The following is a 23,143-nucleotide window of genomic DNA, read 5'->3' as shown; positions in this document are numbered from 1 at the left end:
ACCGGCCCCCAGGCAGCAGCGTTGATGCCACAGATGAATAGTCTGCTGGTCAACTCACTGGGGATGGGAGGTCGGGATGGCAGCGCTGGCCTGGTTGCTGATTCCGCTTTTCGCAGTCGTCGGCGCGGCGATATGGGGAAGCTGGGCTTCGAGGAACAAGACGACAGGTGACGTGGCCGAGCTCGCCGGCTACGCCCGATTCCGGGACGCGATGGAGCGATCCCACATCACGACGGCCGACTCCGTCGTCCAGGAGCGCGAGACGGCCGGCACGGTCGCCCCCGTCTCCACGACGTCCGGCTGACGCGGCCCGCGGGCCGCCCCGTACGGACCGCCCCAGGGGTGCACCCACAGGCGAGTCCCGTACTGTCGTTCCATGCCACGCCGCACCGCGACGATGCTCGCCTCCACCCTGGTGTTGATCTGTCTGCTCATCGCAGGCGTCCTGATCCCGGTGCCCTACGCGGAGATGAGTCCCGGCCCCACGGTCAACACCCTCGGAGAGGCCAGGGGAGAGCCCGTCCTCTCGATCTCCGGACGCAAGACCTACCCGACCGACGGCCACCTCAACATGACGACGGTCCGTGTCACCAGCGCGGACTACAAGATGAACGCCGTCGAGGCGGTCTACGGCTGGCTCGCCCACGACAACGTGGTGGTGCCGCACGACACGCTCTATCCGGACGGCAAGACCGAGGAGCAGTCGAGCCAGGAGAACGCCGAGGAGTTCAGCCAGTCCCAGGAGAGCGCCAAGGTGGCCGCCCTCGGGGAGCTGGGCATCCCGGTGACCAGCCGGGTCATCGTCGCCACCGTCGTCAAGGACTCCCCGGCGGAGGGCAAGCTGCACGCCGGTGACGTCATCAGGGCCGTCGACGGCGTGACCGTCACCGAGCCGGGCGATGTCGCCGAGCAGGTCACGAAGCGCAAGCCCGGCCAGGACGTCGTGTTCACGATCGTCCCCGCCAAGGAGGCGGCCGAGGCCGAGAAGGCCGGCAAGGAGCCCACCGTCACCCGGAAGGTGGTCATCAAGACCGCCACCTCCGAAGAGGGCGACCGGGCCATCGTCGGCATCCAGGCCGGAACCGACCACGTCTTCCCGTTCACCATCGACATCAACCTCGCCGACGTCGGCGGCCCCAGCGCCGGTCTGATGTTCGCCCTCGGCATCGTCGACAAGCTCACCCCGGAGAGCCTCACCGGCGGCGCCTTCGTCGCCGGCACGGGCACCATCGACGACAAGGGGAAGGTCGGCCCGATCGGCGGCATCGACATGAAGCTCGTCGGCGCGCGCAAGGCGGGCGCGAGGTACTTCCTCACCCCCGCCGACAACTGCGCGTCCGCCGCCTCCGACACGCCCGACGGTCTGACCCTGATCAAGGTGGACACCATCGACGACGCCACGAAGTCGCTGGAGAAGCTCCGCGAGGGCGACACGGCGAACCTGCCGAGCTGCTCGAAGAGCTGACCGGCCCGGACACGCACGAGGGGCGCCCGGTCTTCCGACCGGGCGCCCCTTCTCGTACCGTCGCCGTGGACCGGCGGCGGCTGCGGGCCGTCTAGGACTCGAAGGTCGCCGCCAGCGCCTCGGCGAGGCCGGGCACCAGGTCGGGGCCGGTCAGGACCTCGGTGGTCGTGTCCTTCTCGCGCAGCCGGATCGCCGCCTCGCGGGCGCCGCCGCGCAGCACCGCCACGGTCATCCGGACCTCCTGGCGGTCCGGGTGGGCGGCCACCCACTTGGCGAGCTGCTTCTCGCTCAGCCCCTGCGGCACCTGGGACTCCGCCGACGGCGGCAGCATCAGCCGCTCCACCGTCAGGGCGCAGCCCGCCACGGAGGCGGGCCAGGCGATCGTGCCGAGGAAGTCGTCGAGCGGCTTCCCGCGCGGCAGCTTGTCCTGCTCGATGGGGGTGAAGGCGGTGGCGTCGTCGCCCAGGCCGAGCTGGGAGGCGAGGGCGGGCTCCTTGGCGCGGAGCCGTGCGGTGTCGACGAGGGCGAACAGACGGGCCGGCTGGTTCCAGCCGAGACCCGACGCGTACTCGTCGATCTCGAGTACCGCGCGGGTGAGGGGGCTCGCGGCCATCGCCGGGCCTGAGGGGGAAACGTTGGACATGACCAATATCCTGCCTCCTCTTCCCCCGAAGACGGGAACTAGGTAAAGCCTCAGTAAGTTGCACCAGTGGGCTCTACGATCGCGGGGCCTGCTTTTCAGACGCATCAACATCGAGGGGCGCACGTTGGCTTTCCAGATGCCGGACCGCGGCGGTAGCCCGTCCGGGCCGAGGATGAGAGTCGGCCGGCCGTCCCGGCGGGCCCGCACCCTGCTCATGACACTCGGGGTGCTGGCCGTCCTGGCCATGGCGTTCGTGATGTTCGCCGGGTTCTGGACGGACTGGCTCTGGTACCGCTCGGTCGAGTACTCGTCCGTGTTCACCACCACCCTGTGGACCAAGGTCGGCCTCTTCGCCGTCTTCGGTCTCCTCATGGGGCTCGCCGTCGGCCTGAACATCTGGCTGGCGTACCGGCTGCGCCCGCCGCTCAGCGCGATGTCGCTGGAGCAGCAGAGCCTCGACCGGTACCGGATGGGGGTCGCCCCCTTCAAGAAGTGGGTGCTCCTCGCGGTCACGGTCCTGGTGGGGCTGATCGCCGGAGCCTCCGCCTCGGGCCAGTGGCGTACCTGGCTCATGTGGATCAACGGCGTGAAGTTCGGCCAGAAGGACCCGCAGTTCGGGCTCGACGTGTCGTTCTACGCGTTCGACCTGCCCTGGTACCGCTTCCTCCTCGCCTTCGGCTTCGCCGCCACCGTCCTGTCGCTGATCGCCGCCGCGCTCACGCACTACCTGTACGGCGGACTGCGGATCACCAGCCCGGGCGCCCGCGCGACCGCCGCCGCGACCGGTCACCTCTCGGTGCTGCTCGGCGTCTTCGTCTCGCTCAAGGCCGTGGCGTACTGGCTCGACCGGTACGGCCTGGCCGTGAAGTCCAGCGACTTCAAGGCCACCGGCAACTGGACGGGACTGCGGTACGTCGACGCCAACGCGTACCTGCCGGCGAAGACCATCCTCTTCTGCATCGCCGCGATCTGCGCCGTGCTGTTCTTCGCGACGCTCTGGCGCCGGACCTGGCAGCTGCCGGTGATCGGCTTCGGCCTGATGGTGCTCTCCGCGATCCTGATCGGCGGCCTGTACCCGGCCATCGTGCAGAAGTTCCAGGTCCAGCCGAACGAGCAGGCCAAGGAAGCGCCGTACATCCAGAAGAACATCGACGCGACCCGCAAGGCGTACGCGATCGACTCGACGAAACCCGAGAACTACTCGGGCAAGTCGACGGTCAAGGCCAAGGACCAGCTCCGCACGGACGCCGACTCGGCGGCCAGCTACCGCGTCCTCGACCCGAACATCGTCTCGCCGACGTTCCAGCAGCTGGAGCAGAAGCGGAAGTACTACCAGTTCCCGACGACCCTGGACGTGGACCGCTACCAGGGCAAGGACACGGTCATCGGTCTGCGGGAGCTCAACATCAAGGGCATCCCGAAGCGGAACTGGATCAACGACCACTTCACCTACACCCACGGCTACGGCGCGATCATGGCCACGGGTACGACGACGGACGCCAACGGCTCCCCGGTCTTCACCGAGTCCGGCCTGCCGACCACCGGTGACGTGGGCGAGTACCAGCAGCGGATCTACTACGGCGAGAAGACCGACCAGTACTCGATCGTGGGCGGCCCGCAGAAGGAGCTGGACTACGAGGAGAACGGCGAGAAGACCACCAGCTACAAGGAGAAGAGCGGCGTCAGCCTCTCCGGCGCGTTCAACCGCGCCGCCTACGCGGTGGCCTTCAGCGAGCCGCAGATCCTCTACTCGGGGGCCATCGGCGAGGGCTCGCGGATCCTCTACAACCGCACCCCCAAGGAGCGCGTCGAGGCCGTCGCGCCCTGGCTGACCATCGACGGCGACGCCTACCCGGCGGTCGTCAACGGGCGGATCCAGTGGATCGTCGACGCCTACACGACGACCAACGGCTACCCGTACGCCTCGCGCACCACGCTCGGCGACACCACGGCCGACTCCCTGACCGTCGGCAACCAGCAGCGGACGGTCGTCGCCCAGCAGAACCAGGTCAACTACATCCGCAACTCGGTGAAGGCCACCGTCGACGCGTACGACGGCGCGGTGAACCTCTACCAGTGGGACACGCAGGACCCGGTCCTCAAGACCTGGATGAAGGCCTTCCCGGGCACGGTGAAGGCGAAGTCCGAGATCAACGGCGACCTGATGGAGCACCTGCGGTACCCGCAGGACATGTTCAAGGTCCAGCGCGAGCTGCTGACCCGCTATCACGTCACCGACCCCGCGCAGTTCTACAGCGGCTCGGACGCCTGGCAGGTGCCGGACGACCCGACCAACAAGGACGGCAACGCGGTCCCGCCGTACTACCTGAGCATGAAGATGCCCGGGGACGCGGCGCAGCGCTTCTCGCTGACGACGACGTTCACGCCGAACGGCCGGCCCAACCTGGGCGGCTTCATGGCGGTCGACGCCGACGCCACCAGCAAGGAGTACGGCCGGCTGAGACTGCTGCGGGTCACCGAGGACGTGCCGGGCCCGGCCCAGGTGCAGAGCAAGCTCAACGGTCTCCCGGACGTCGCCCAGTTCGTCCGGGACATGAAGGGCGCCGACTCCGACATCCAGTACGGCAACCTGCTGACCGTGCCGCTCGACGGCGGGTTCCTGTACGTGGAGCCGGTGTACGCCCAGGGCCGCAACGCGCTCTACCCGCTCCTGAAGAAGGTCGCCGTGTCCTACGTGGACGCGGACCAGCCGGACGGTGACACGACCAAGGACACCACCGTGTTCGAGGACAACCTCACCAACGCGCTGAACGCGGTCTTCGGGGTGGAGGCACCGACGCCGCCCACGACCCCGCCGCCGGGCACCACACCCCCGCCGCCGACGTCGAACGACGCCGCTCTGAAGGCGGCGATCGCCGACGCCCAGAAGGCGTACGACGCGGGTGAGGCGGCGCTGCAGAAGGGCGACTGGACGGCGTACGGCAAGGCGCAGGAGGAGCTGCAGGACGCTCTCCAGCGCGCGGCGGACGCCGGAGCGAAGCTCAAGAGCTCGGGATCAGGCGCCTGACCTGAGGTTTTCCATCCCCGCGTCGTGATACTGTGGTTTCACCGACGCGGGGTGGAGCAGCTCGGTAGCTCGCTGGGCTCATAACCCAGAGGTCGCAGGTTCAAATCCTGTCCCCGCTACTCAGAACGAGGGCCCGGATCCATAAGGATCCGGGCCTTCGTCGTGTGTCGAGATGACGGAGGGCACCGAAGAGCGGTACGGAGGGGGCGAGTTGGTGTGAGGCGTGTTTGACTTGTCTCTCTGTGGGCATGTCGACAAAACGCTGAGTGACCTCACTGGCTGCGGTATACCAGGTGTGCTCGGGTTGCGGGTGGTGCGACGATGGTATTTATGGGGGACAGGGCAACTCTGTTGGAGACAGGGCGGTTTGTGCAGCGGCACGCCAGAAACGCCGCGGACGAGATCATCGAGGCAGTAGGGGCCGTCGATGCGGCCGTCGACACCACCGCCGAGACCGATGCCGACACCGAGAACGAGACGGAAACCGAGAGCGAGGCGCGCCACCGGCGCGCGGCCGAGCGCGGAGACCTCGCCTCGATGAGCGCGCTCGGCGCGCTGCTGCTGCGCCGCGGTGACCTCGACGGCGCCGAGCCCTACCTGCGCGGCGCCACCGCCGAGGGGGACCGGGCCGCGGCGAACAACCTGGGCGTCCTGCTCCACCAGCGGGGATACGCCGACGAGGCCGCCGGCTGGTGGCGGGTCGCCGCCGTCGCGGGCTCCGCGCCCGCCGCCCACGCCCTGGGCCGCCACCACCGCGAGCGCGGGGACGAGCCGGCCGCCGAGTACTGGCTGCGCCAGGCCGCCGAGCAGGGCCACGCCCTCGGCGCCTACGCCCTCGCCGACCTCCTGGAGCACCGCAGCGACGTCGGCGCCGAGCGCTGGCTGCGCGCCGCCGCCGAGCAGGGCCACCGCGAGGCCGCCTACCGCCTCGCCCTGGCCCTGGAGCGCCGCGCGACCGACCCGGGCCGCGGGCCCCACGAGGCCGGCCGTGGGCCGCACGACACCGGCTCCCGGCTTCGTGTGCCCGGCGGCACGGCGAGCGCGGTCCCTCCGGCGGGCGCGGCGCCCGGCGGCGTGACGGACCCCGCCCCGCCGAAGGGCGAGGTCACCGAGGCCGAGCAGTGGTTCCGGCAGGCCGCCGCCCGCGGGCACCGGCGCGCCGCTCTGCACCTCGGCGCGATCCTGGAGAAGCGCGGCGACCTCAAGGAGGCCGGCCGCTGGTACCTGAGCTCCGCCAAGGAGGGCGAGGCCAAGGCCGCCTGCGCCCTCGGCTTCCTCCTCCGCGACGCGGGCGACCAGGAGAGCGCCGCCGTGTGGTGGCTGCGCGCCGCCCAGGACGGCGACGGCAACGCCGCCAACGCCCTCGGGGCGCTGCACGCGGCCCGGGGCGAGCAGCAGACCGCGGAGCGCTGGTATCGCGCCGCCATGGACGCGGGCGACGTGAACGGGGCGTACAACCTCGGGCTGCTCTGCGCCGCCCAGGACCGGATCCCGCAGGCCGAGCAGTGGTACCGCCGCGCCGCCTACGCGGGCCACCGTGAGGCCGCCAACGCGCTCGCCGTGCTGCTCCTCCAGGCCGGCGACGCCAACGGGGCCGAGCCGTGGTTCTCCAAGGCCGCCGAGGCCGGCAGTGTGGACGCCGCCTTCAACCTGGGCATCCTCCACGCGGGCCGCGACGACGACCGTACGGCCCTGGTGTGGTACGAGCGGGCCGCCGCCGCCGGGCACACCGAGGCCGCCCTCCAGGTCGGCATCGCCGCCCTGCGCGACGGCGACGAGCGGACCGCCGAGCGGCACCTGCGGTGTGCGGCCGGCGGCGGCAGCGCCGAGGCCGCCTTCCGGCTGGCCACGGTCCTCGACGCGCGCCGCCCCGACCCCGGCCCCGCCGTGCTCGGCGCGCCCCGGGACGAGAAGACCGAGTGCGAGGAGTGGTACGAGCGGGCCGCACAGCAGGGCCACCGGCGCGCCCAGGTGCGGGTGGGGATGCTCGCCGCGGGCCGCGGCGACCTCGCCGAGGCCGACCGCTGGTACCGCGAGGCGGCGGAGGCGGGCAGCCGCAACGGCGCCTTCAACCTCGGGCTGCTCCTCGCCCGCGAGGGCAGCGAGCGCGAGGCCGCGCTCTGGTGGACCCGGGCCGCCCGGGCCGGCCACGGCCGCGCCGCGCTCCGGCTCGCGCTGCTCGCGGCGCGCCGGGGCGAGCTCACCGAGGGGCGGCACTGGTGCGCCCGCGCGGTGGAGCTGGGCCCGGCGGAGGTCGCCGAGCGAGCGGCCCGGCTGAGCGAGGCACTGCACCAGGAGCTGACCGCGTGAGAACCGCGTGATGGCCGCGCGATAACGAATTTGCGCTGGTCGGGGGGCGTCCCGTAGAGTCGTGTTTACCGACGCGGGGTGGAGCAGCTCGGTAGCTCGCTGGGCTCATAACCCAGAGGTCGCAGGTTCAAATCCTGTCCCCGCTACTCAGTAGCAACGAAGGCCCGGATCCGGTTTCGATCGGATCCGGGCCTTCGTCGTGTTCCCCGAGGGGGAGACGGCGACAACGAGAAAGGCCCCCGCCGGAGCGGGGGCTTTTCTCGTCACGGTGTCAGGCCGTCGTCGCGCAGCTCGGGCAGATGCCGCGGTACGTGACCTCGACGTTCGAGATGGTGAAGCCGAAGCGCTCCGTGTCCGGCAGGTCCGCCATCGGGTCGCCCGCCGGGTGGACGTCGCGGATGGCGCCGCAGCGGCCGCAGACCAGGTGCTGGTGCGGGCGGTGGGCGTTGGGGTCGTACCGCTTGGCGCGGCCGTCCGTCGCGACCTCCATGACCTCGCCGAGCGTGACCATCTCGCCCAGCGTGTTGTACACGGTCGCGCGCGAGATCTCGGGCAGCCGCGACACGGCACGGGCATGGACCTCGTCGGCGGTCAGGTGCACATGATCCCCGTCGAGGACCTCGGCCACGACGCGCCGCTGCGCGGTCATCCGCCAGCCGCGTCCGCGCAGTCGTTCCAACAGGTCACTCATGGGCGCCAGCCTAACAGTCGGGGGAACCGGGTCCCGAACGGGTGTGACTTTGGAAGTCTACTTGACTTAGACAATGTCTATTGTAGGATCAAAACCGGCATTGACCAAGGTCTCGAGCAAGGGGCCGGGTCGATCGACAGGACTCGCAGGACATGACGCAGGAGGCGCACGTGACGCAGGGACCGCTCACCACGGAGGCCGGCGCGCCGGTCGCCGACAACCAGAACAGCGAGACGGCGGGCGTCGGCGGACCGGTCCTCGTGCAGGACCAGCTCCTCCTGGAGAAGCTCGCCCACTTCAACCGTGAGCGCATCCCGGAGCGCGTGGTCCACGCGCGCGGTGCGGGCGCCTACGGCACCTTCACCCTCACCCGTGACGTCTCGCAGTGGACGCGCGCCGCGTTCCTCTCCGAGGTCGGCAAGGAGACCGAGACGTTCCTGCGCTTCTCCACCGTCGCGGGCAACCTCGGTGCGGCCGACGCGGTCCGCGACCCCCGCGGCTGGGCGCTGAAGTTCTACACCGAAGAGGGCAACTACGACCTCGTCGGCAACAACACCCCGGTGTTCTTCATCAAGGACGCCATCAAGTTCCCCGACTTCATCCACACCCAGAAGCGCGACCCGTACTCGGGCTCGCAGGAGGCGGACAACGTCTGGGACTTCTGGGGCCTCTCCCCGGAGTCGACCCACCAGGTCACCTGGCTGTTCGGCGACCGCGGCATCCCCGCCTCGTACCGCCACATGAACGGCTACGGCTCGCACACGTTCCAGTGGAACAACGAGGCCGGCGAGGTCTTCTGGGTCAAGTACCACTTCAAGACCGACCAGGGCATCAAGAACCTCACCCAGGCCGAGGCCAACCGCCTCGCCGGCGAGGACCCGGACTCGCACCAGCGCGACCTGCGCGAGTCCATCGAGCGCGGCGACTTCCCGACCTGGACCGTGCAGGTCCAGATCATGCCCGCGGCCGAGGCCGCCGAGTACCGCTTCAACCCGTTCGACCTCACCAAGGTGTGGCCGCACGAGGACTACCCGCCGATCGAGATCGGCAAGCTGGAGCTCAACCGCAACCCGGAGAACGTCTTCGCCGAGGTCGAGCAGTCGATCTTCAGCCCGGCGCACTTCGTGCCCGGCATCGGTCCGTCCCCGGACAAGATGCTCCAGGGCCGTCTCTTCGCCTACGGCGACGCCCACCGCTACCGCGTCGGCATCAACGCCGACCACCTGCCGGTGAACCGCCCGCACGCCACCGAGGCGCGCACCAACTCCCGTGACGGCCACCTCTACGACGGCCGCCACAAGGGCGCGAAGAACTACGAGCCGAACAGCTTCGGCGGCCCGTTCCAGACGGACCGTCCGCTGTGGCAGCCGCTCCCCGTCACCGGCCTCACCGGTGACCACGCCGCCCCCTCGCACGCCGAGGACAGCGACTTCGTCCAGGCGGGCAACCTCTACCGCCTGATGTCGGAGGACGAGAAGGGCCGTCTCGTCGAGAACCTGGCGGGCTTCATCGCCAAGGTCTCGCGGGACGACATCGCCGAGCGGGCGATCGACAACTTCCGCCAGGCGGACGGTGACTTCGGCAAGCGGCTCGACGCCGCGGTCCAGGCCCTGCGTGGCTGAGGGCGCTTGTCGTAGGTAGGGACCCGGGCCGGACTCCGTACGGAGTCCGGCCCGGCCTCGTTCATCGGCCGGCGACGCTGTGCACCGGGATCCAGCAGCGGATGATGTCCCGTACGGAGACGATGCCGACGGGTCCCCGGTCGTCGAGGACGACGAGGTGGCGGAAGCCGCCGTGCGTCATCGCCTCGGCCGCCTCCGCCAGGGTCCAGGTGGGCGCGGCGAAGACGACGTCATGGGTGGTGTGGGAGCCCGCGGTCTCGACGTCGGGGTCCTGGTCCCGGGCGAGGGAGTTGAGGATGTCGCGCTCGGTGAGGATGCCGAGCCCGCCGGCGTCGGAGTCGAGGACGACGGCCGCGCCGACGCGGCGCGCCGACATCAGGCGGGCTGCTTGTCGGAGGGTGTGGGCGGGGCCGATGGTGAGGACCACGGTGCTCATGGCGTCACGGACGAGCATGGGCGGAGCCACCTCCTTCGTGAATCCTTCAAAGAGAAGTGATTCACAAGTTCACAAGTGGGGGGACTCTCAGAGTGGCACCGGGGGAGGGGCCCGACAAGGGGGCGCGCGAGGCGCCCCCGGGGAGTGACGACGGCGCTCGGCCCGACACGCTCGGCACGTGCGCTCGGCCCCGCGCGTCCGTCCCGCGTGCTCAGGCCTCCGGGCTCTCCTGGTTCAGGTAGCTCAGCAGCTCGCCGTGGAGCAGGCCGTTGGACGCCGCCGCGTTGCCGCCGTGCGGGCCGTGCCGGCCGTCCAGGCCCGTGTACGTGCCGCCCGCCTCCTGGACGACGATCGCCACGGCCGCCATGTCCCACAGGGACAGCTCCGGCTCGGCGCACATGTCCACGGAGCCCTCGGCGACCATCATGTACGGCCAGAAGTCGCCGTACGCGCGCGTCCGCCAGCACGCGCGCGTGAGGTCGAGGAAGCCGTCGAGCCGCCCCTGCTCCTCCCAGCCGCTGATCGAGGAGTACGCGAAGGAGGCGTCCTCCAGGGTGGCCACCTTCGACACCCCGAGCCGGGTCGCCGAGGCCAGGCTGCGGCCCGTGTACGCCCCCAGGCCCTTCGCCGCCCACCAGCGGCGGCCGAGCGCCGGGGCCGACACCACGCCCACCACCGGCTGGAAGCCGGTCTCGCCGGCCTCCATCAGCGCGATCAGGGTCGCCCAGACGGGCACCCCGCGCACGTAGTTCTTGGTGCCGTCGATCGGGTCGATCACCCAGCGGCGCGGACCCGAGCCCTCCACGCCGTACTCCTCGCCCAGGATCGCGTCACGCGGCCTGGCGCGCTGGAGCTGGCCGCGGATCAACTCCTCCGCGGCCTTGTCGGCCTCGCTCACCGGGGTCATGTCCGGCTTCGTCTCGACCTGGAGGTCGAGCGCCTGGAATCGGTCCATGGTGGCCGCGTCGGCGGCATCCGCGAGGACGTGGGCGAGACGCAGATCATCGTGGTAATCGGCCATGGTCGGCACTCTATCCCCGGGTGATCCCCGCGCGGCGAACCGTCCACAGGGGCCCTTCGGCGGCGGGCTCCCGACAGCGCGGCGACCCGGCGGCGACCCCTTGACAGCGCGGAGGCTCCTGTCGACGCTGAGCACGGAAACGTTCGGTCGGTCCGGGAGGCGAGGATGCCGACAGCCCGCGAGGCCCTGCTCGACGCCGCGCTCGCCGCGCTCGCCGACCGGTCCTGGTCCGCCGTGCGGATGGTCGACCTCGCCACCGCCGCCCGGGTCTCCCGGCAGTCCCTCTACAACGAGTTCGGCAGCAAGGAGGGGCTCGCCCGCGCCCTCGTGCGCCGGGAGGCCGACGCCTATCTCCAGGGCGTCCGGGCGCTGCTCGCCGCGTCGGACCCGGTCGAGCGGAACCTCGTCGCCGTCGCCGAGTGGACCGTCGCCCGGGCGGCCGCCCGCCCGATACTGCGGGCCCTGCTCACCGGCGCCTGGAACGAGCGCCTGCCCGTGCCCCGGCCCGTCCGGCCGGGCGCCCGCCCCGCCCCCGTACCCGCCCAACGGCGCGCCGACGAAGGACCGCCCGCGCCGGGCGAGCTGGTGGCGGCGACCGCGGCCTGTGCGGGCGAGCGGTGGGCTGCCGGCTGCGAGCTCGCCGTCCGGCTGGCCCTCAGCCACGTCGTGGCGCCGCCGATACCGACCGGCCGCGCCGTGTCGTCCGGTGGCCCGGCGGATCAGTGCGAGGAGCCGGAGAGCTGGAGTCCGATGACCCCGGCGATGACCAGCGTGATCGAGATGATCTTGAGGGTGGAGACGACGTCCCCGAGGAAGATCATTCCGTAGATCGCCGTCCCGGCGGCGCCGATCCCCGTCCACACCGCGTACGCCGGACCCACGTCCAGCTTCCGCAGCGCGAGGGTGAGCAGTCCGAAGCTGCCCAGGGCGAAGGCCGCGAAGGCGATCGTCGGCCAGAGCCGGGTGAATCCGTGCGAGAGCTTCAGGCAGACCGCGAAACCGGTCTCCAGGACACCGGCCACCACCACCAGCAGCCACGCCATCGTCAGTGCCTCCCACGCCGTCGGTGACTGCTTCGTCGCACTTGGTGCGATTATGCCCTTACCGGTGGCGGTCGACCGTAAACACCGATCGGTCAGTCGCCCTCGCGTCGCTCGCGGGTCGAGAGCAGGCGGCGCAGCGAGTAGAGCCGCGCGGGGTCCGCGTGACCCTCCGCCACGAAGGCGTCGAGCGCGCAGTCCGGCTCGTCGTGGCTGCACGCCCGCGGGCAGTTCTCCGTCCCCGGCACGAGGTCGGGGAAGGCGAGGATCACCCGGGACGGGTCGACGTGGTGCAGTCCGAAGGAGCGCACGCCGGGCGTGTCGATGACCCAGCCGCCCTCCTTGTCGTCGAGCGGCAGGGCGAGCGCCGAGGTCGTCGTGTGTCGGCCGCGGCCCGTGACCGCGTTGACCACACCCGTGGTCCGCCGCCGGTCCGCCGGGACCAGGGCGTTGACCAGCGTCGTCTTGCCGACACCCGAGTGCCCGACGAAGGCGGTCGTACGGCCCTTGAGGTGCTCGTGGACCCGATCGGCGGCGACGCCGTCGACGAACTCGTCGCGCGTGGTGACCACGTGCGGGACGCCGAGCGCCCCGTACATCTCCAGGAGCGCGTCCGGCGACGCCAGGTCCGACTTGGTCAGGACGAGGAGAGGGGAGAGCCCGCCGTCGTACGCGGCGACCAGACAGCGGTCGATCAGCCGGGGGCGCGGCTCGGGGTCGGCGAGCGCGGTGACGATCGCCAGCTGGTCGGCGTTGGCGACGACCACCCGCTCGAACGGGTCGTCGTCGTCGGCCGTGCGCCGGAGCACCGAGCTGCGCTCGCCGATCCGGACGATCCGGGCCAGGGTGTCCTTCTCGCCGGTGAGGTCGCCGACGATCTGGACCCGGTCGCCGACCACGGCGGCCTTGCGGCCCAGCTCGCGGGCCTTCATCGCCGTCACGATCCGGTCGTCGACCAGACACGTCAGCCGGCCCCGGTCGACGGTGAGGACCATGCCCTCGACGGCGTCCTCGTGCTTCGGGCGGATGGACGTACGGGGACGGGTGCCCTTGCGGTTGGGCCGCTGGCGGATGTCGTCCTCGTCGGTGTTCTTGCCGTAGCGACGCATGACTCAGACCCCGAGCATTTCGGTCCACATCGTCGGGAAGTCCGGCAAGGTCTTGGCCGTCGTCGCCACGTCCTCGATCTGCACGCCCTCGACCGCGAGGCCGATGACGGCGCCCGCCGTGGCCATGCGGTGGTCGTGGTACGTGTGGAAGACGCCGCCGTGCAGCGGGCGCGGGCGGATGTGCAGACCGTCCTCGGTCTCCGTCACATCGCCGCCCAGCTCGTTGATCTCCTTGGTCAGGGCCGCCAGCCGGTCCGTCTCGTGGAGCCGCAGATGGGCGACCCCGCGCAGGGTGGAGGGGGAGTCGGCGAGCGCCGCGACCGCCGCGATGCCGGGGGTCAGCTCCCCGACCTCGCCGAGGTCCACGTCGATGCCGTGGATCCGGCCCGTACCGGTGAAGGTCAGACCGGCCTCGGTCAGCTCGCAGGAGCCACCCATCTCGGTGAAGATCTGCCGCAGCGCGTCACCGGGCTGGGTGGTCCGCTCGGGCCAGTCCGGCACGGTCACCCGGCCGCCGGTCACCAGCGCCGCCGCCAGGAACGGCTGCGCGTTCGACAGGTCGGGCTCGACGACCAGGTCCCGGCCGCGCAGCGCGGAGGGGGCGACGCGCCACACGTTCGGCTCGCCGCCGTGCTCCGGCTCGTCGACCTGGGCGCCGACCGCGCGCAGCATGTCGACCGTCATCCGGATGTGCGGCAGCGACGGCAGCTTCGTGCCCACGTGCCGGACCTCGACGCCCTGGTTGAAGCGGGGCGCGGAGAGCAGCAGGGCGCTGACGAACTGGGAGGACGAGGAGGCGTCGATCTCGACGGTGCCGCCGTCCAGGCCCCCGGCGCCGTGCACGGTCAGGGGCAGCGCGCCCCGGCCGTCGTCGTCGACGCGGGCGCCGAGCGCGCGCAGGGCGTCGATGACGCCGTGCAGCGGACGCTCGTGGGAGCGGGGGTCGCCGTCGAAGCGGACGGCGCCGTCGGCGAGCGCCGCGACGGGCGGCAGGAAGCGCATGACCGTGCCCGCGTTGCCGACGTCGACGGTGGCCGGGCCGCGCAGCGGGGACGGGATGATCCGCCAGGCCTCGCCGGTGCCGTCGGGGCCGACCCCTTCCTCGATCTTCACGCCGAGGGTACGCAGCGCCTCGGCCATCAGGAGGGTGTCGCGGGAACGCAGCGGGCGGCGCAGCCAGCCGGGCTCGGCGGCGAGGGCGGCGAGGACCAGGCCGCGGTTGGTGACCGACTTCGATCCGGGCACGGTGACGGTCGCGTCGACGGCGCCGCGGGCATAAGGGGCGGGCCAGAGGTCGGTGGACGGGTCGGGGCGCACGGAAGCTGCTGCGGTCATGGAATCACTGTACGGGTGAGTCAGAAGCCCAGGAGCCAGCGCCCGCCGCCGATCAGGGAGCAGATCGAGACCGCGTGGAAGAAGAAGAGCCACACCCCCGGGTGCACGTGGGTGAGGCGCGAGAGCTGGTCCGCGTCCGAGTCGGGGGTGCCGCCGTGGCGCCGTTTCGCCTGGAGCTCGAAGGCCGGGCGGACACCGCCGAGGAGCAGGAACCACACCGCCGCGTAGGCGAACAGCGACTGGACGTCCGGGCCGGTCAGCCAGGAGACGAGGAGGAAGGTGGCACTCGTCAGGAGGACGGTGAGCATCCCGTACGCGTTGCGGACCATCACCAGCATCGCGAGCAGCAGGCCGGTCGCGATCCAGAGGAGCAGGGTGACCAGGCCGGCGCCGAGCAGCGCGGCGCCGCCGAGGCCGAGCAGCGGGGCGGCGGTGTATCCGGCGGCCAGGGTGAGGATCACGCCGATGCCCGTCGGGCGGCCGTGGGTCACGGTCAGCCCGCTGGTGTCCGAGTGCAGCCGGATCGCCTGGAGGCGGCGGCCGGTCGCGAGGGCGACGATCCCGTGGCCGCCCTCGTGGGCGATGGTGATCGCGTTGCGGGCCAGGAGCCAGACGCGCCGGGGCACGGTGACGGCGAGGGCGGCGACCGCGGTGGCGATCACCAGCCATTCGGCCGGGGCGGCCTGCGGGCTGAAGAGGTCCATTGTCCGGGCCGCTCCTCGGGAGGTCGGGGATCGTGGCAGTGTGGCACGTATGTGCGGACGGTATGCAGCGAGTCGGCGGCCCGAGGACCTCGTCGACACCTTCGGGATCGAGAAGTGGGAGCCGGAGGAGACCCTGGCCCCCGACTGGAACGTGGCGCCCACCAAAGAGGTCTGGGCCGTTCTGGAGCGTCCTCTGAAAGACGCGGAAACGCGCCGGCCGGTTCGCCAGCTGCGCGCGCTGAAGTGGGGCCTCGTCCCGTCCTGGGCGAAGTCGCCCGAGGGCGCCGCCCGGATGATCAACGCGCGCGCGGAGACCGTGCACGAGAAGCCCTCCTTCAAGCGCGCGTTCGCGGCGCGCCGCTGCATCCTCCCCGCCGACGGCTACTACGAATGGGTGACCGCCGCGGGGGAGCGGGACCTGGAGGTCGAGGGCAAGAAGAAGCGGCCGCGGAAGCAGCCGTACTTCGTGACCCCGGCGGACGGCTCGGTCTTCGCGATGGCCGGTCTCTACGAGTTCTGGCGCGACCGCACCCTGCCCGACGACCACCCCTCCGCGTGGTGGGTGACCTGCTCGATCGTCACCACCGAGGCCGAGAAGGGCCCGCTGGGCGTGGCCCCGGCCGAGGGGCCGCACTCGCTCGCCGACATCCACCCCCGGATGCCGCTGATGCTGACGGAGGACCGGTGGGACGCCTGGCTCGACCCGGCGCGCACCGGCGAGGACGAGCTGCGCGGGCTGCTCGCCGCGCCGCCGGAGGGACTGATGCGGGCCTTCCCGGTGTCGACGGCGGTCAGCAACGTCCGCAACAACGGCCCCGAACTCCTGACGGAGCTGGAGGGCCCGGTGGAGGGCACGCTCTTCTGACCGTTCGCGGCGAACGGACGGCAGGATGGGGGCGTGACCGACGTGACACAGTACGAGACCGTTTCCACCGACGCCGGCGAGGCCCGCGTCACCTGGTACGAGGGGACGGAGCCGTGGGCCGTCCTCGCCCTCGGCCACGGCGCCGGCGGCGGGATCGAGGCCCGTGACCTCCGGGCCCTGGCCCGCGCGCTGCCCGCCCACGGCGTGACCACGGCCCTCGTCGAGCAGCCCTGGCGGGTCGCCGGCAAGAAGGTCGCCCCCGCGCCGAAGACCCTCGACGCCGGCTGGCGCGGCCTCTGGCCGGCCCTCGCGGAGCCCGGCCTGCCCGTGATCGCGGGCGGCCGCAGCGCCGGCGCCCGGGTCGCCTGCCGCACCGGGCGGGAGCTGGGCGCCCTCGCCGTCCTCGCGCTGAGCTTCCCCCTCCACCCGCCGGGGAAGCCCGAGCGCTCCCGCGCTGACGAGCTCCTCGGCACCGGCCTGCCCACCCTCGTCGTCCAGGGCGGCAACGACCCCTTCGGGCGCCCCGAGGAGTTCCCGGCGGGCGAACACACCCTCGTCGAGGTGCCGTACGGAGACCACGGCTTCGCCGTGCCCAAGCGCGCGCCGCTCACCCAGGACGAGGCCCTCGACGTACTCGTGCACGGCGTCACCGAGTGGCTCGTCACACTGCGCTGACACCGGCCCCCGTACCGGGAATGCCGAGCCGGGGACCTCTGTTGTGGAGAGCGTCGGTGTGAGAACAAGGAAGAGGGAGTCCGTCGCATGGGTTCGACCATCTGCCCCGAGCGCGCGCAGGCCGCTGACCTCGACTGGACAGTGCTGCCCGCGCCCAAGATCGCCCCTATTCGGGCGGCGGGCGGAGTGGTTCCTCGTCTATCCTCCGAAACGAGTGGGTCCGCCTTCGGGCTCGCCACCACGCTGGAGGAGGTGGGTCCGGTCACTGGGACCGACACAGGGACCGACGACGGCCCCGAGGAGACGACCGCGGAGCGCAACGCGCGCTTCGAGCGGGACGCCCTCGGATTCCTCGACCAGATGTACTCCGCCGCCCTGCGCATGACGCGCAACCCCGCTGACGCGGAGGACCTGGTGCAGGAGACCTACGCGAAGGCGTACGGATCCTTCCACCAGTTCCGTGAGGGCACGAACCTCAAGGCGTGGCTGTACCGCATCCTCACGAACACCTTCATCAACTCGTACCGCAAGAAGCAGCGTGAGCCCCAGCGCAGTGCCGCCGAGGAGATCGAGGACTGGCAGCTCGCGCGCGCCGAGTCGCACATGTCGACCGGTCTGCGTTCCGCGGAGTCGCAGGCGCTCGACCACCTTCCCGACTCCGACGTGAAGGAAGCGCTGCAGGCGATCCCCGAGGAGTTCCGCATCGCCGTCTATCTGGCGGATGTCGAGGGCTTTGCCTACAAGGAGATCGCGGACATCATGGGGACACCCATCGGTACGGTGATGTCCCGACTGCACCGGGGCCGCCGCCAGCTGCGCGGCATGCTCGAGGACTACGCCCGCGACCGCGGGCTGGTACCCGCGGGCGCCGGAGAGTCGTCGAACGATCTGAAAGGCTCGGGCTCATGAGCTGCGGAGAGCCGCACGAGACGGATTGCTCAGAGGTCCTGGATCATCTCTACGAGTTTCTCGACAAAGAGATGCCCGACAGCGACTGCACCAAGTTCGAGGTGCACTTCGAGGAGTGCTCCCCGTGCCTGGAGAAGTACGGCCTGGAGCAGGCGGTGAAGAAGCTCGTCAAGCGCTGCTGCGGCAGTGACGACGTCCCCACCGACCTGCGGTCCAAGGTCATGGGCCGGATCGACCTGATCCGCTCGGGACAGCTGGTGCCCGAGCAGGACATCACGGCCACGCCCGCTCCGGCTCCGCAGGAGTAGGCGGAGAAGCACCCGAAAGGCCGCCGCGAAGCGATCGCGGCGGCCCCACGCATATATCAGCTTGTATCACCCGATGGTGCGAATCGGCCGCAGCACCACCTCTCGGACCGCCCAACTCGCTAGCGTGACAGCTGTGATGGGCGTGAAGGTCATTCCGCGGGCGGCAGGCGTCTACATCGGCTGCGCCCTGCTCGCCGCCGGAGCGTGCGCCCTGCCCGCGCTGCGCCCCGGAGCGGCCACCCCCTGGGGCACCGTCGCGCTCCTCGCCGCCCTGTACGCGCTCTGCGAGCTGCCCGCCCGCTGCCGGCTCCTCGGCCGCACGCTCGGCGGCTCCGTCCCCATGGGCACCGGCTCCTTCTTCCCCGTCCTGCTCGCCTCCGCGCTGCTCCTGCCGCCCGCGGCCGCCGCGCTCACCGCGCTGCCCGGCAGCCTCCTCGCCCGTGTCGAGGAGCCGCCCGCCGGACCGCGCCGCGCCTGGCGGGCCGCCGCCACGGCCCTCGCCGTCTGGGCCGCTTCCCTCGCCGCCGGCGCCCTCGGCGGCTCCACCGCCCTCGGAAGCGGCCCCGAAGCCCCCGACTTCCCGTACGCGCTGCTGCCCGCGGGCGGCGCCGCGCTCACCTTCTGCCTGGTCCTGACCGCCCTCGACGGCGGCATCCGGGCCACCGCCGACGGCCTGCCGGCCGGCGCCGCCTGGCGCGGACTCCTCGGCCGCGCCCTCGCCCCGCACGCCGTGCACGGGCTCGCCGGACTGATGATGGCGGTGCTCTGGCGCAGCTCGTACGGACCGACCGCCGCGCTCTTCGTCCTGCTGCCGATGTACATCTCCTGCTGGGTCTTCGCCCAGTACCACCGCGAGCGGGCCGCGCACCAGGCCACCATCCGCGCCCTCGTCCAGGCCGTCGACATCAAGGACCGGTACACCCGCGGCCACAGCGAACGCGTCGGCCACGCCTCCGTCCTGATCGCCCGTGAGCTCGGCATGGCGGAGGACCGGCTCGACGTCGTGCGGTTCGCCGGCATCCTCCACGACGTCGGAAAACTGGGCGTGCCCACGCGCGTGCTGCGCAAGGACGGGCCGCTGACACCGGAGGAGCGCCAGGTCATCGAACTGCACCCCGAGTACGGGCACGAGATGGTCCGGGGCATCGGCTTCCTCGGCGAGGCCCGGTCCGCGATCCTCCACCACCACGAGCGCATGGACGGCAGCGGATACCCGTACGGGCTCCACGGCGAACAGATCCCCGAGTTCGCCCGGGTGGTCGCCGTCGCCGACGCCTTCGACGCCATGACCTCCACCCGCTCCTACAGCCGGGCCCGCCCCGTCCCGACCGCCGTCGCCGAACTGGAGCGCTGCGCGGGCAGCCAGTTCGACCCCCGGATGGTCGCCGCCCTGGTCAGGGCCCTCGACCGGCACGGCTGGCAGACCGGCGTCACCGCCGACGAGACGCACCCGGCGCCGCTTCCGGCGCCCCCGCCGGAGCCGGCCGACGGGACCCTGCCCCCGCCGCGCGCGTCGGACGCCCCCCTGACCACCCGGCCTAAGGAGCGCGCATGAGGCCCGGGGCCCTCACCGTCGGGGCCGTGTACGCGGCCGCCCTGCTGCTGAGCCTCGCCGCCTTCGGCACCACCCTCTGGTACGGCGTCGCGGAACCGGGCAACGCCCTCGCCTTCGGCGCGCTCATCGTCCTCGGCGAGCTCGCCCGCTGGGGGGCGGTCCCCGGCGAGCGCGAGCCCGCACCGCTCGCCGCCGCGGGAGCCCTCGCGTACGCCCTGCTCGGGACGGACGCGGGCACCGCCACCACCCACGGCGTCCTCCAGATCGTCGCCGTCGTCGTCGCCGCCGCCCTCGCCGGGATCGTCCCCCACCTGGCCAGGGGCCGCGGCCCCGACGCCGACCACCTCGCCCGCCGCGTCCTCACCGTCGGCTTCGCCGCCCTCTGCTTCCAGCCGCTCTACAACTCCGGCGCCGTCGTCGCGTACCTCGGCGAGGGCCCGGCGTACGCCTTCTTCCTGCTGCTCCTGCTCGTCCTGACCGCCCTCTGCGACGCCGTGCTCGCCGCCCTCGTGCTCCGGGCCCGCACCGGATTCCCGTACGGCCCCCTCCTCCGCGACGAACTGCGCGCCCTCCTCGGCATCGGCTCGGCCGTCTGCGCCACCGGCGCCGTCATGGCGCTCGGCGTGGCCGCGGCCGGGCTGTGGGCGCTGCCCGTGCTCGCCGTACCGCTGCTGCTCACCCAGGTCTCCTTCCGGCGGTACGCGGCCGTGCGGACCGTCAACCGCCAGACCATCGCCTCGCTCGCCCGGGCCACCGAGATCGCCGGCTGCACCCCGCCCGGCCACGCCCGCCGGGTCGCCGCCCTCAGCGCGGCCGTCGGGCGGGAGCTGGGCCTCTCCGGGGCCGATCTGACCGTCCTGGAGTACGCGGCGCTCATGCACGACATCGGGCAGCTCTCCCTCGTCGACCCCGTCGAGGGCGGTGCCACCGCCGTCCTCCCGGCCGAGGAGCAGCGCCGGATCGCCCTCCTGGGCGGCGAGGTCGTCCGCAGGACCGGGGTCCCCGCGGCCGTCGCCGTCGTCGTCGAGCGGCAGGCCGACCCGTACCGCGAGCAGCCGCTGCCCGCCCGGATCGTCCGGGCCGTGAACGCCTACGACGACCTGGCGGGCGACGGCGCGGGCGCCGCCCTGGAAGCCCTGGAGCGGCTCCGCCTCGGCACCGCACGCGACTATCACCCGGACGTCGTCGAATGCCTGGCCAGGGTCCTGGCACGGGGCGGAGCGGCTGGGGTGACCTCGGCCGTCGCTGGGTAACCCATGGGTAATGAGCGCGCGTCCGACCGGGCATGGTTGGATGCGAACAAGAGGGTGAAAGCGACCGGCAGGCGGGAATCGTGAGGATCTTCGGGAAGGTACGGCATCGGCCCTCCGCCTCGTGGCGGCAGGCCACCGACCGCGCGTTCACGCTGATCGGCGACGGGCGGTACGAGGACGCGGGCGCCCTGCTGACACGTGCGGCGGATCTGGAGCCCTGGCTCTCGGAGTCCTGGTTCAACCTGGCCCTGCTGCACAAGTTCCGGCACGACTGGGAGCAGGCCAGGGCGGCCGGGCTGCGCGCGGTCGCGCTGCTCGACAAGGAGTCCGGCGCCCCCGACTGGTGGAACGTCGGCATCGCGGCGACCGCGCTCCAGGACTGGCCGCTGGCCCGCCGGGCCTGGCAGGCGTACGGGCTGAAGGTGCCCGGGGCAGCCGCCGGCACCGGCGAACCCGCCGGCATGGAGCTGGGCAGCGCCGCCGTCCGGCTCTCGCCCGAGGGCGAGGCCGAGGTCGTGTGGGGCCGCAGGCTCGACCCGGCCCGTATCGAGGTCCTCTCCATCCCACTGCCGTCCTCGGGGCGCCGCTGGGGCGAGGTCGTCCTCCACGACGGCGTGCCGAACGGCGAGCGCACCACCACCGCGGGCCCCTCCTACCCGGTCTTCGACGAGATCGAGCTGTGGGCGCCGTCCCCCGTCCCCACCTGGGTGGTCCTCCTGGAGGCCGCCACCGAGGCCGACCGGGACGCCCTGGAGCAGCTCGCCGCCGAGGCCGGCTTCGCCGCCGAGGACTGGTCGTCCTCCGTGCGGCTGCTCTGCCGCGCCTGCTCGGAGTCGACCATGCCGAGCGCCGAGGGCGAGGGCGAGCACTCCGACCCGCACGACCACAGCGAGCCGGGGCACCCCGGGCCGCTCGGCCACCGCTCGCCCGGCGAGCTGTGGGTCCCGGAGCGGGAGTGCGGCCTCGCGGCCCCGGCGGGCCTGGTGCGCGGGCTCCTCGACGGGTGGGTGGCGGACAGCCCCGACAGCCGTGAGTGGCGGGATCTGGAAGAGGTCTGCTGACGCTGCCCGTAGGCTGTACGGGATCGTTTTACTGGGGTTCCGAGGAAGGCACGCGCCGGTCATGACGCAGCAGGACACTGACGAGCAGATCAACGACGTGAACGACGGCTTCGTCGTGGACACGGAGGACTGCGAGGCGCGTGAGCTCGCCTACCGGGAGCGCGGTACGGCCCGCCCGATCACCGTCGTCGGCAACCCCGTGCTCCACAAGGAGTGCAAGGACGTCACCGAGTTCGACGACAAGCTTGCCGCGCTGATCGACGACATGTTCGCCAGCCAGAAGGCCGCCGAGGGCGTGGGCCTGGCCGCGAACCAGATCGGTGTGGACCTCAAGGTCTTCGTCTACGACTGCCCGGACGACGAGGGCGCCCGGCACACCGGTGTCGTGGTCAACCCGGTCCTGGAGGAGCTGCCGGCCGACCAGCGCCACCTGGACGAGTCCAACGAGGGCTGCCTCTCCGTGCCGACCGCCTACGCCGAGCTGGGCCGCCCCGACTACGCGGTGGTCAGCGGCCAGGACGCCCAGGGCAACCCGATCAAGGTGCGCGGCACCGGCTACTTCGCCCGCTGCCTCCAGCACGAGACGGACCACCTGTACGGCTACCTGTACATCGACCGTCTCTCCAAGCGCGACCGCAAGGACGCCCTCCGCCAGATGGAAGAGGGCACCCCGCGCTACGAGACGGTGCCGAACGCCTGACGCGGACGTACACGTGCGGCGCGGTGGACGGCCCAGCCGACCGCCGCGCCGCTCGCGTACCAGAACAGGTCCGGCGCGTTGAACGACGTACCGAGCACCAGCCGCGCGAGCGTGCTGTGCGCGGCCAGCTCCGCCGGTACGCCGGTCAGCTGGAACAGCTCCACGGCGCAGCTGACGCCCAGCGCGGCTCCCGCCGCGACCGGCGGCCGCACCCGGGGTGCCAGCAGCACCACCAGGGTCAGGATGAGCACCGTGTAGAGGGCGTCACCGGCGTACTTCGCCACGAGCCCCGTCGCCGCGGACCTGATGCCCAGGCCCGCGACGACGGTGAGCAGAGCGGCGGCGCCCGCCAAGAGGCGCGTACGTGCGAGATCACCCATGCCGTGCACCCTGAGGCGCACGGCATGGGTGAC

The 23,143-nt window shown here is 72.0% G+C and carries 23 protein-coding genes and 2 tRNA genes; 16 read left to right on the top strand and 9 right to left on the bottom strand.

Annotation, left to right across the window (positions count from 1 at the left end):
* The first annotated feature begins 76 nt into the window (after positions 1-76).
* On the top strand, positions 77-304 hold the full coding sequence (locus tag ACIBG6_RS15620; protein WP_399223111.1) for a hypothetical protein: 228 nt from the start codon (positions 77-79) through the stop codon (positions 302-304).
* 72 nt (positions 305-376) lie between these two features.
* Positions 377-1,465 carry a PDZ domain-containing protein gene (locus ACIBG6_RS15615; protein WP_399223110.1) on the top strand — a complete coding sequence of 363 codons (1,089 nt, stop codon included), beginning with the start codon at positions 377-379 and terminating at the stop codon, positions 1,463-1,465.
* A 91-nt stretch (positions 1,466-1,556) separates the two neighbouring features.
* On the opposite strand, the gene ACIBG6_RS15610 is transcribed toward ACIBG6_RS15615, so the two are convergent.
* Positions 1,557-2,108: a PPA1309 family protein gene (locus ACIBG6_RS15610; protein ID WP_329621264.1), complete on the bottom strand. Its 552-nt coding sequence runs from the start codon at positions 2,106-2,108 to the stop codon at positions 1,557-1,559.
* 136 nt (positions 2,109-2,244) lie between these two features.
* Here ACIBG6_RS15610 and ACIBG6_RS15605 point away from each other — a divergent pair, with 136 nt between their 5' ends.
* The 4 genes from ACIBG6_RS15605 to ACIBG6_RS15590 all read left to right on the top strand — a co-directional run bounded on the left by ACIBG6_RS15605 (position 2,245) and on the right by ACIBG6_RS15590 (position 7,592).
* Complete coding sequence (locus ACIBG6_RS15605) at positions 2,245-5,136, top strand: UPF0182 family protein (RefSeq protein ID WP_399223371.1); 2,892 nt, start codon at positions 2,245-2,247, stop codon at positions 5,134-5,136.
* A gap of 45 nt (positions 5,137-5,181) precedes the next feature.
* Positions 5,182-5,255: transfer RNA gene (locus ACIBG6_RS15600), tRNA-Met, on the top strand.
* Between the two features lie 202 nt (positions 5,256-5,457).
* Positions 5,458-7,446, top strand: coding sequence for a tetratricopeptide repeat protein (locus ACIBG6_RS15595; RefSeq protein ID WP_399223109.1), 1,989 nt, complete (start codon positions 5,458-5,460; stop codon positions 7,444-7,446).
* Between the two features lie 72 nt (positions 7,447-7,518).
* Positions 7,519-7,592: transfer RNA gene (locus ACIBG6_RS15590), tRNA-Met, on the top strand.
* Positions 7,593-7,717: 125 nt separating this feature from the next.
* On the opposite strand, the gene ACIBG6_RS15585 is transcribed toward ACIBG6_RS15590, so the two are convergent.
* Positions 7,718-8,137, bottom strand: a complete 420-nt coding sequence (locus tag ACIBG6_RS15585) for a Fur family transcriptional regulator (RefSeq protein ID WP_056643907.1) — start codon at positions 8,135-8,137, stop codon at positions 7,718-7,720.
* Positions 8,138-8,289: 152 nt separating this feature from the next.
* Between ACIBG6_RS15585 and ACIBG6_RS15580 the strand changes: the two genes are divergently transcribed.
* Positions 8,290-9,759: a catalase gene (locus tag ACIBG6_RS15580; RefSeq protein WP_399223108.1), complete on the top strand. Its 1,470-nt coding sequence runs from the start codon at positions 8,290-8,292 to the stop codon at positions 9,757-9,759.
* Positions 9,760-9,820: 61 nt separating this feature from the next.
* Here the strand turns inward: ACIBG6_RS15580 and ACIBG6_RS15575 are convergent, their stop codons facing one another.
* A complete protein-coding gene (locus ACIBG6_RS15575; protein ID WP_055641419.1) occupies positions 9,821-10,213 on the bottom strand; it encodes a cyclic nucleotide-binding/CBS domain-containing protein in 393 nt (130 codons plus the stop codon).
* Between the two features lie 193 nt (positions 10,214-10,406).
* Positions 10,407-11,216: a histidinol-phosphatase gene (hisN, locus tag ACIBG6_RS15570; RefSeq protein WP_399223107.1), complete on the bottom strand. Its 810-nt coding sequence runs from the start codon at positions 11,214-11,216 to the stop codon at positions 10,407-10,409.
* Between the two features lie 165 nt (positions 11,217-11,381).
* Between hisN and ACIBG6_RS15565 the strand changes: the two genes are divergently transcribed.
* Positions 11,382-12,044 (top strand): TetR/AcrR family transcriptional regulator, encoded by a 663-nt coding sequence (locus ACIBG6_RS15565; RefSeq protein ID WP_399223106.1) that lies wholly within the window; start codon positions 11,382-11,384, stop codon positions 12,042-12,044.
* Here the strand turns inward: ACIBG6_RS15565 and ACIBG6_RS15560 are convergent.
* The 4 genes from ACIBG6_RS15560 to ACIBG6_RS15545 all read right to left on the bottom strand — a co-directional run bounded on the left by ACIBG6_RS15560 (position 11,936) and on the right by ACIBG6_RS15545 (position 15,404).
* On the bottom strand, positions 11,936-12,259 hold the full coding sequence (locus tag ACIBG6_RS15560) for a DMT family transporter (protein ID WP_399223105.1): 324 nt from the start codon (positions 12,257-12,259) through the stop codon (positions 11,936-11,938). The genes ACIBG6_RS15565 and ACIBG6_RS15560 overlap by 109 nt on opposite strands.
* Positions 12,260-12,351: 92 nt before the next feature.
* Entirely contained in the window at positions 12,352-13,365 is a 1,014-nt protein-coding gene (gene rsgA / locus ACIBG6_RS15555; RefSeq protein WP_399223104.1) for a ribosome small subunit-dependent GTPase A, read from the bottom strand.
* Between the two features lie 3 nt (positions 13,366-13,368).
* Positions 13,369-14,700: a 3-phosphoshikimate 1-carboxyvinyltransferase gene (gene aroA, locus ACIBG6_RS15550; RefSeq protein ID WP_399223103.1), complete on the bottom strand. Its 1,332-nt coding sequence runs from the start codon at positions 14,698-14,700 to the stop codon at positions 13,369-13,371.
* Positions 14,701-14,720: 20 nt separating this feature from the next.
* Positions 14,721-15,404 carry a M50 family metallopeptidase gene (locus ACIBG6_RS15545; RefSeq protein WP_399223102.1) on the bottom strand — a complete coding sequence of 228 codons (684 nt, stop codon included), beginning with the start codon at positions 15,402-15,404 and terminating at the stop codon, positions 14,721-14,723.
* A 49-nt stretch (positions 15,405-15,453) separates the two neighbouring features.
* Between ACIBG6_RS15545 and ACIBG6_RS15540 the strand changes: the two genes are divergently transcribed.
* The 8 genes from ACIBG6_RS15540 to def all read left to right on the top strand — a co-directional run bounded on the left by ACIBG6_RS15540 (position 15,454) and on the right by def (position 22,730).
* A complete protein-coding gene (locus ACIBG6_RS15540) occupies positions 15,454-16,269 on the top strand; it encodes an SOS response-associated peptidase (protein WP_399223101.1) in 816 nt (271 codons plus the stop codon).
* Between the two features lie 42 nt (positions 16,270-16,311).
* Complete coding sequence (locus tag ACIBG6_RS15535) at positions 16,312-16,944, top strand: alpha/beta family hydrolase (protein ID WP_399223369.1); 633 nt, start codon at positions 16,312-16,314, stop codon at positions 16,942-16,944.
* 252 nt (positions 16,945-17,196) lie between these two features.
* A complete protein-coding gene (locus ACIBG6_RS15530; protein ID WP_055641410.1) occupies positions 17,197-17,853 on the top strand; it encodes a sigma-70 family RNA polymerase sigma factor in 657 nt (218 codons plus the stop codon).
* Positions 17,850-18,161: a mycothiol system anti-sigma-R factor gene (rsrA, locus tag ACIBG6_RS15525; RefSeq protein ID WP_317598973.1), complete on the top strand. Its 312-nt coding sequence runs from the start codon at positions 17,850-17,852 to the stop codon at positions 18,159-18,161. The genes ACIBG6_RS15530 and rsrA overlap by 4 nt, the downstream gene beginning before the upstream one ends.
* Before the next feature lie 142 nt (positions 18,162-18,303).
* Positions 18,304-19,716, top strand: a complete 1,413-nt coding sequence (locus ACIBG6_RS15520; protein ID WP_399223368.1) for an HD-GYP domain-containing protein — start codon at positions 18,304-18,306, stop codon at positions 19,714-19,716.
* Positions 19,713-20,969 carry an HD-GYP domain-containing protein gene (locus ACIBG6_RS15515; RefSeq protein ID WP_399223100.1) on the top strand — a complete coding sequence of 419 codons (1,257 nt, stop codon included), beginning with the start codon at positions 19,713-19,715 and terminating at the stop codon, positions 20,967-20,969. The genes ACIBG6_RS15520 and ACIBG6_RS15515 overlap by 4 nt, the downstream gene beginning before the upstream one ends.
* An 80-nt stretch (positions 20,970-21,049) precedes the next feature.
* Positions 21,050-22,030, top strand: a complete 981-nt coding sequence (locus ACIBG6_RS15510) for a tetratricopeptide repeat protein (protein ID WP_399223099.1) — start codon at positions 21,050-21,052, stop codon at positions 22,028-22,030.
* A gap of 61 nt (positions 22,031-22,091) precedes the next feature.
* Positions 22,092-22,730: a peptide deformylase gene (gene def, locus ACIBG6_RS15505; RefSeq protein WP_329621252.1), complete on the top strand. Its 639-nt coding sequence runs from the start codon at positions 22,092-22,094 to the stop codon at positions 22,728-22,730.
* Here the strand turns inward: def and ACIBG6_RS15500 are convergent.
* Positions 22,706-23,110, bottom strand: coding sequence for a DUF2809 domain-containing protein (locus ACIBG6_RS15500; RefSeq protein ID WP_399223097.1), 405 nt, complete (start codon positions 23,108-23,110; stop codon positions 22,706-22,708). The genes def and ACIBG6_RS15500 overlap by 25 nt on opposite strands.
* Positions 23,111-23,143 lie beyond the last annotated feature (33 nt).

It is taken from the genome of Streptomyces sp. NPDC050842 (genome assembly GCF_044456565.1).
GTDB lineage: Bacteria > Actinomycetota > Actinomycetes > Streptomycetales > Streptomycetaceae > Streptomyces.
The sequence above is the reverse complement of the archived record's forward strand: the minus strand, read 5'-3'. Positions and strand labels throughout refer to the sequence as shown.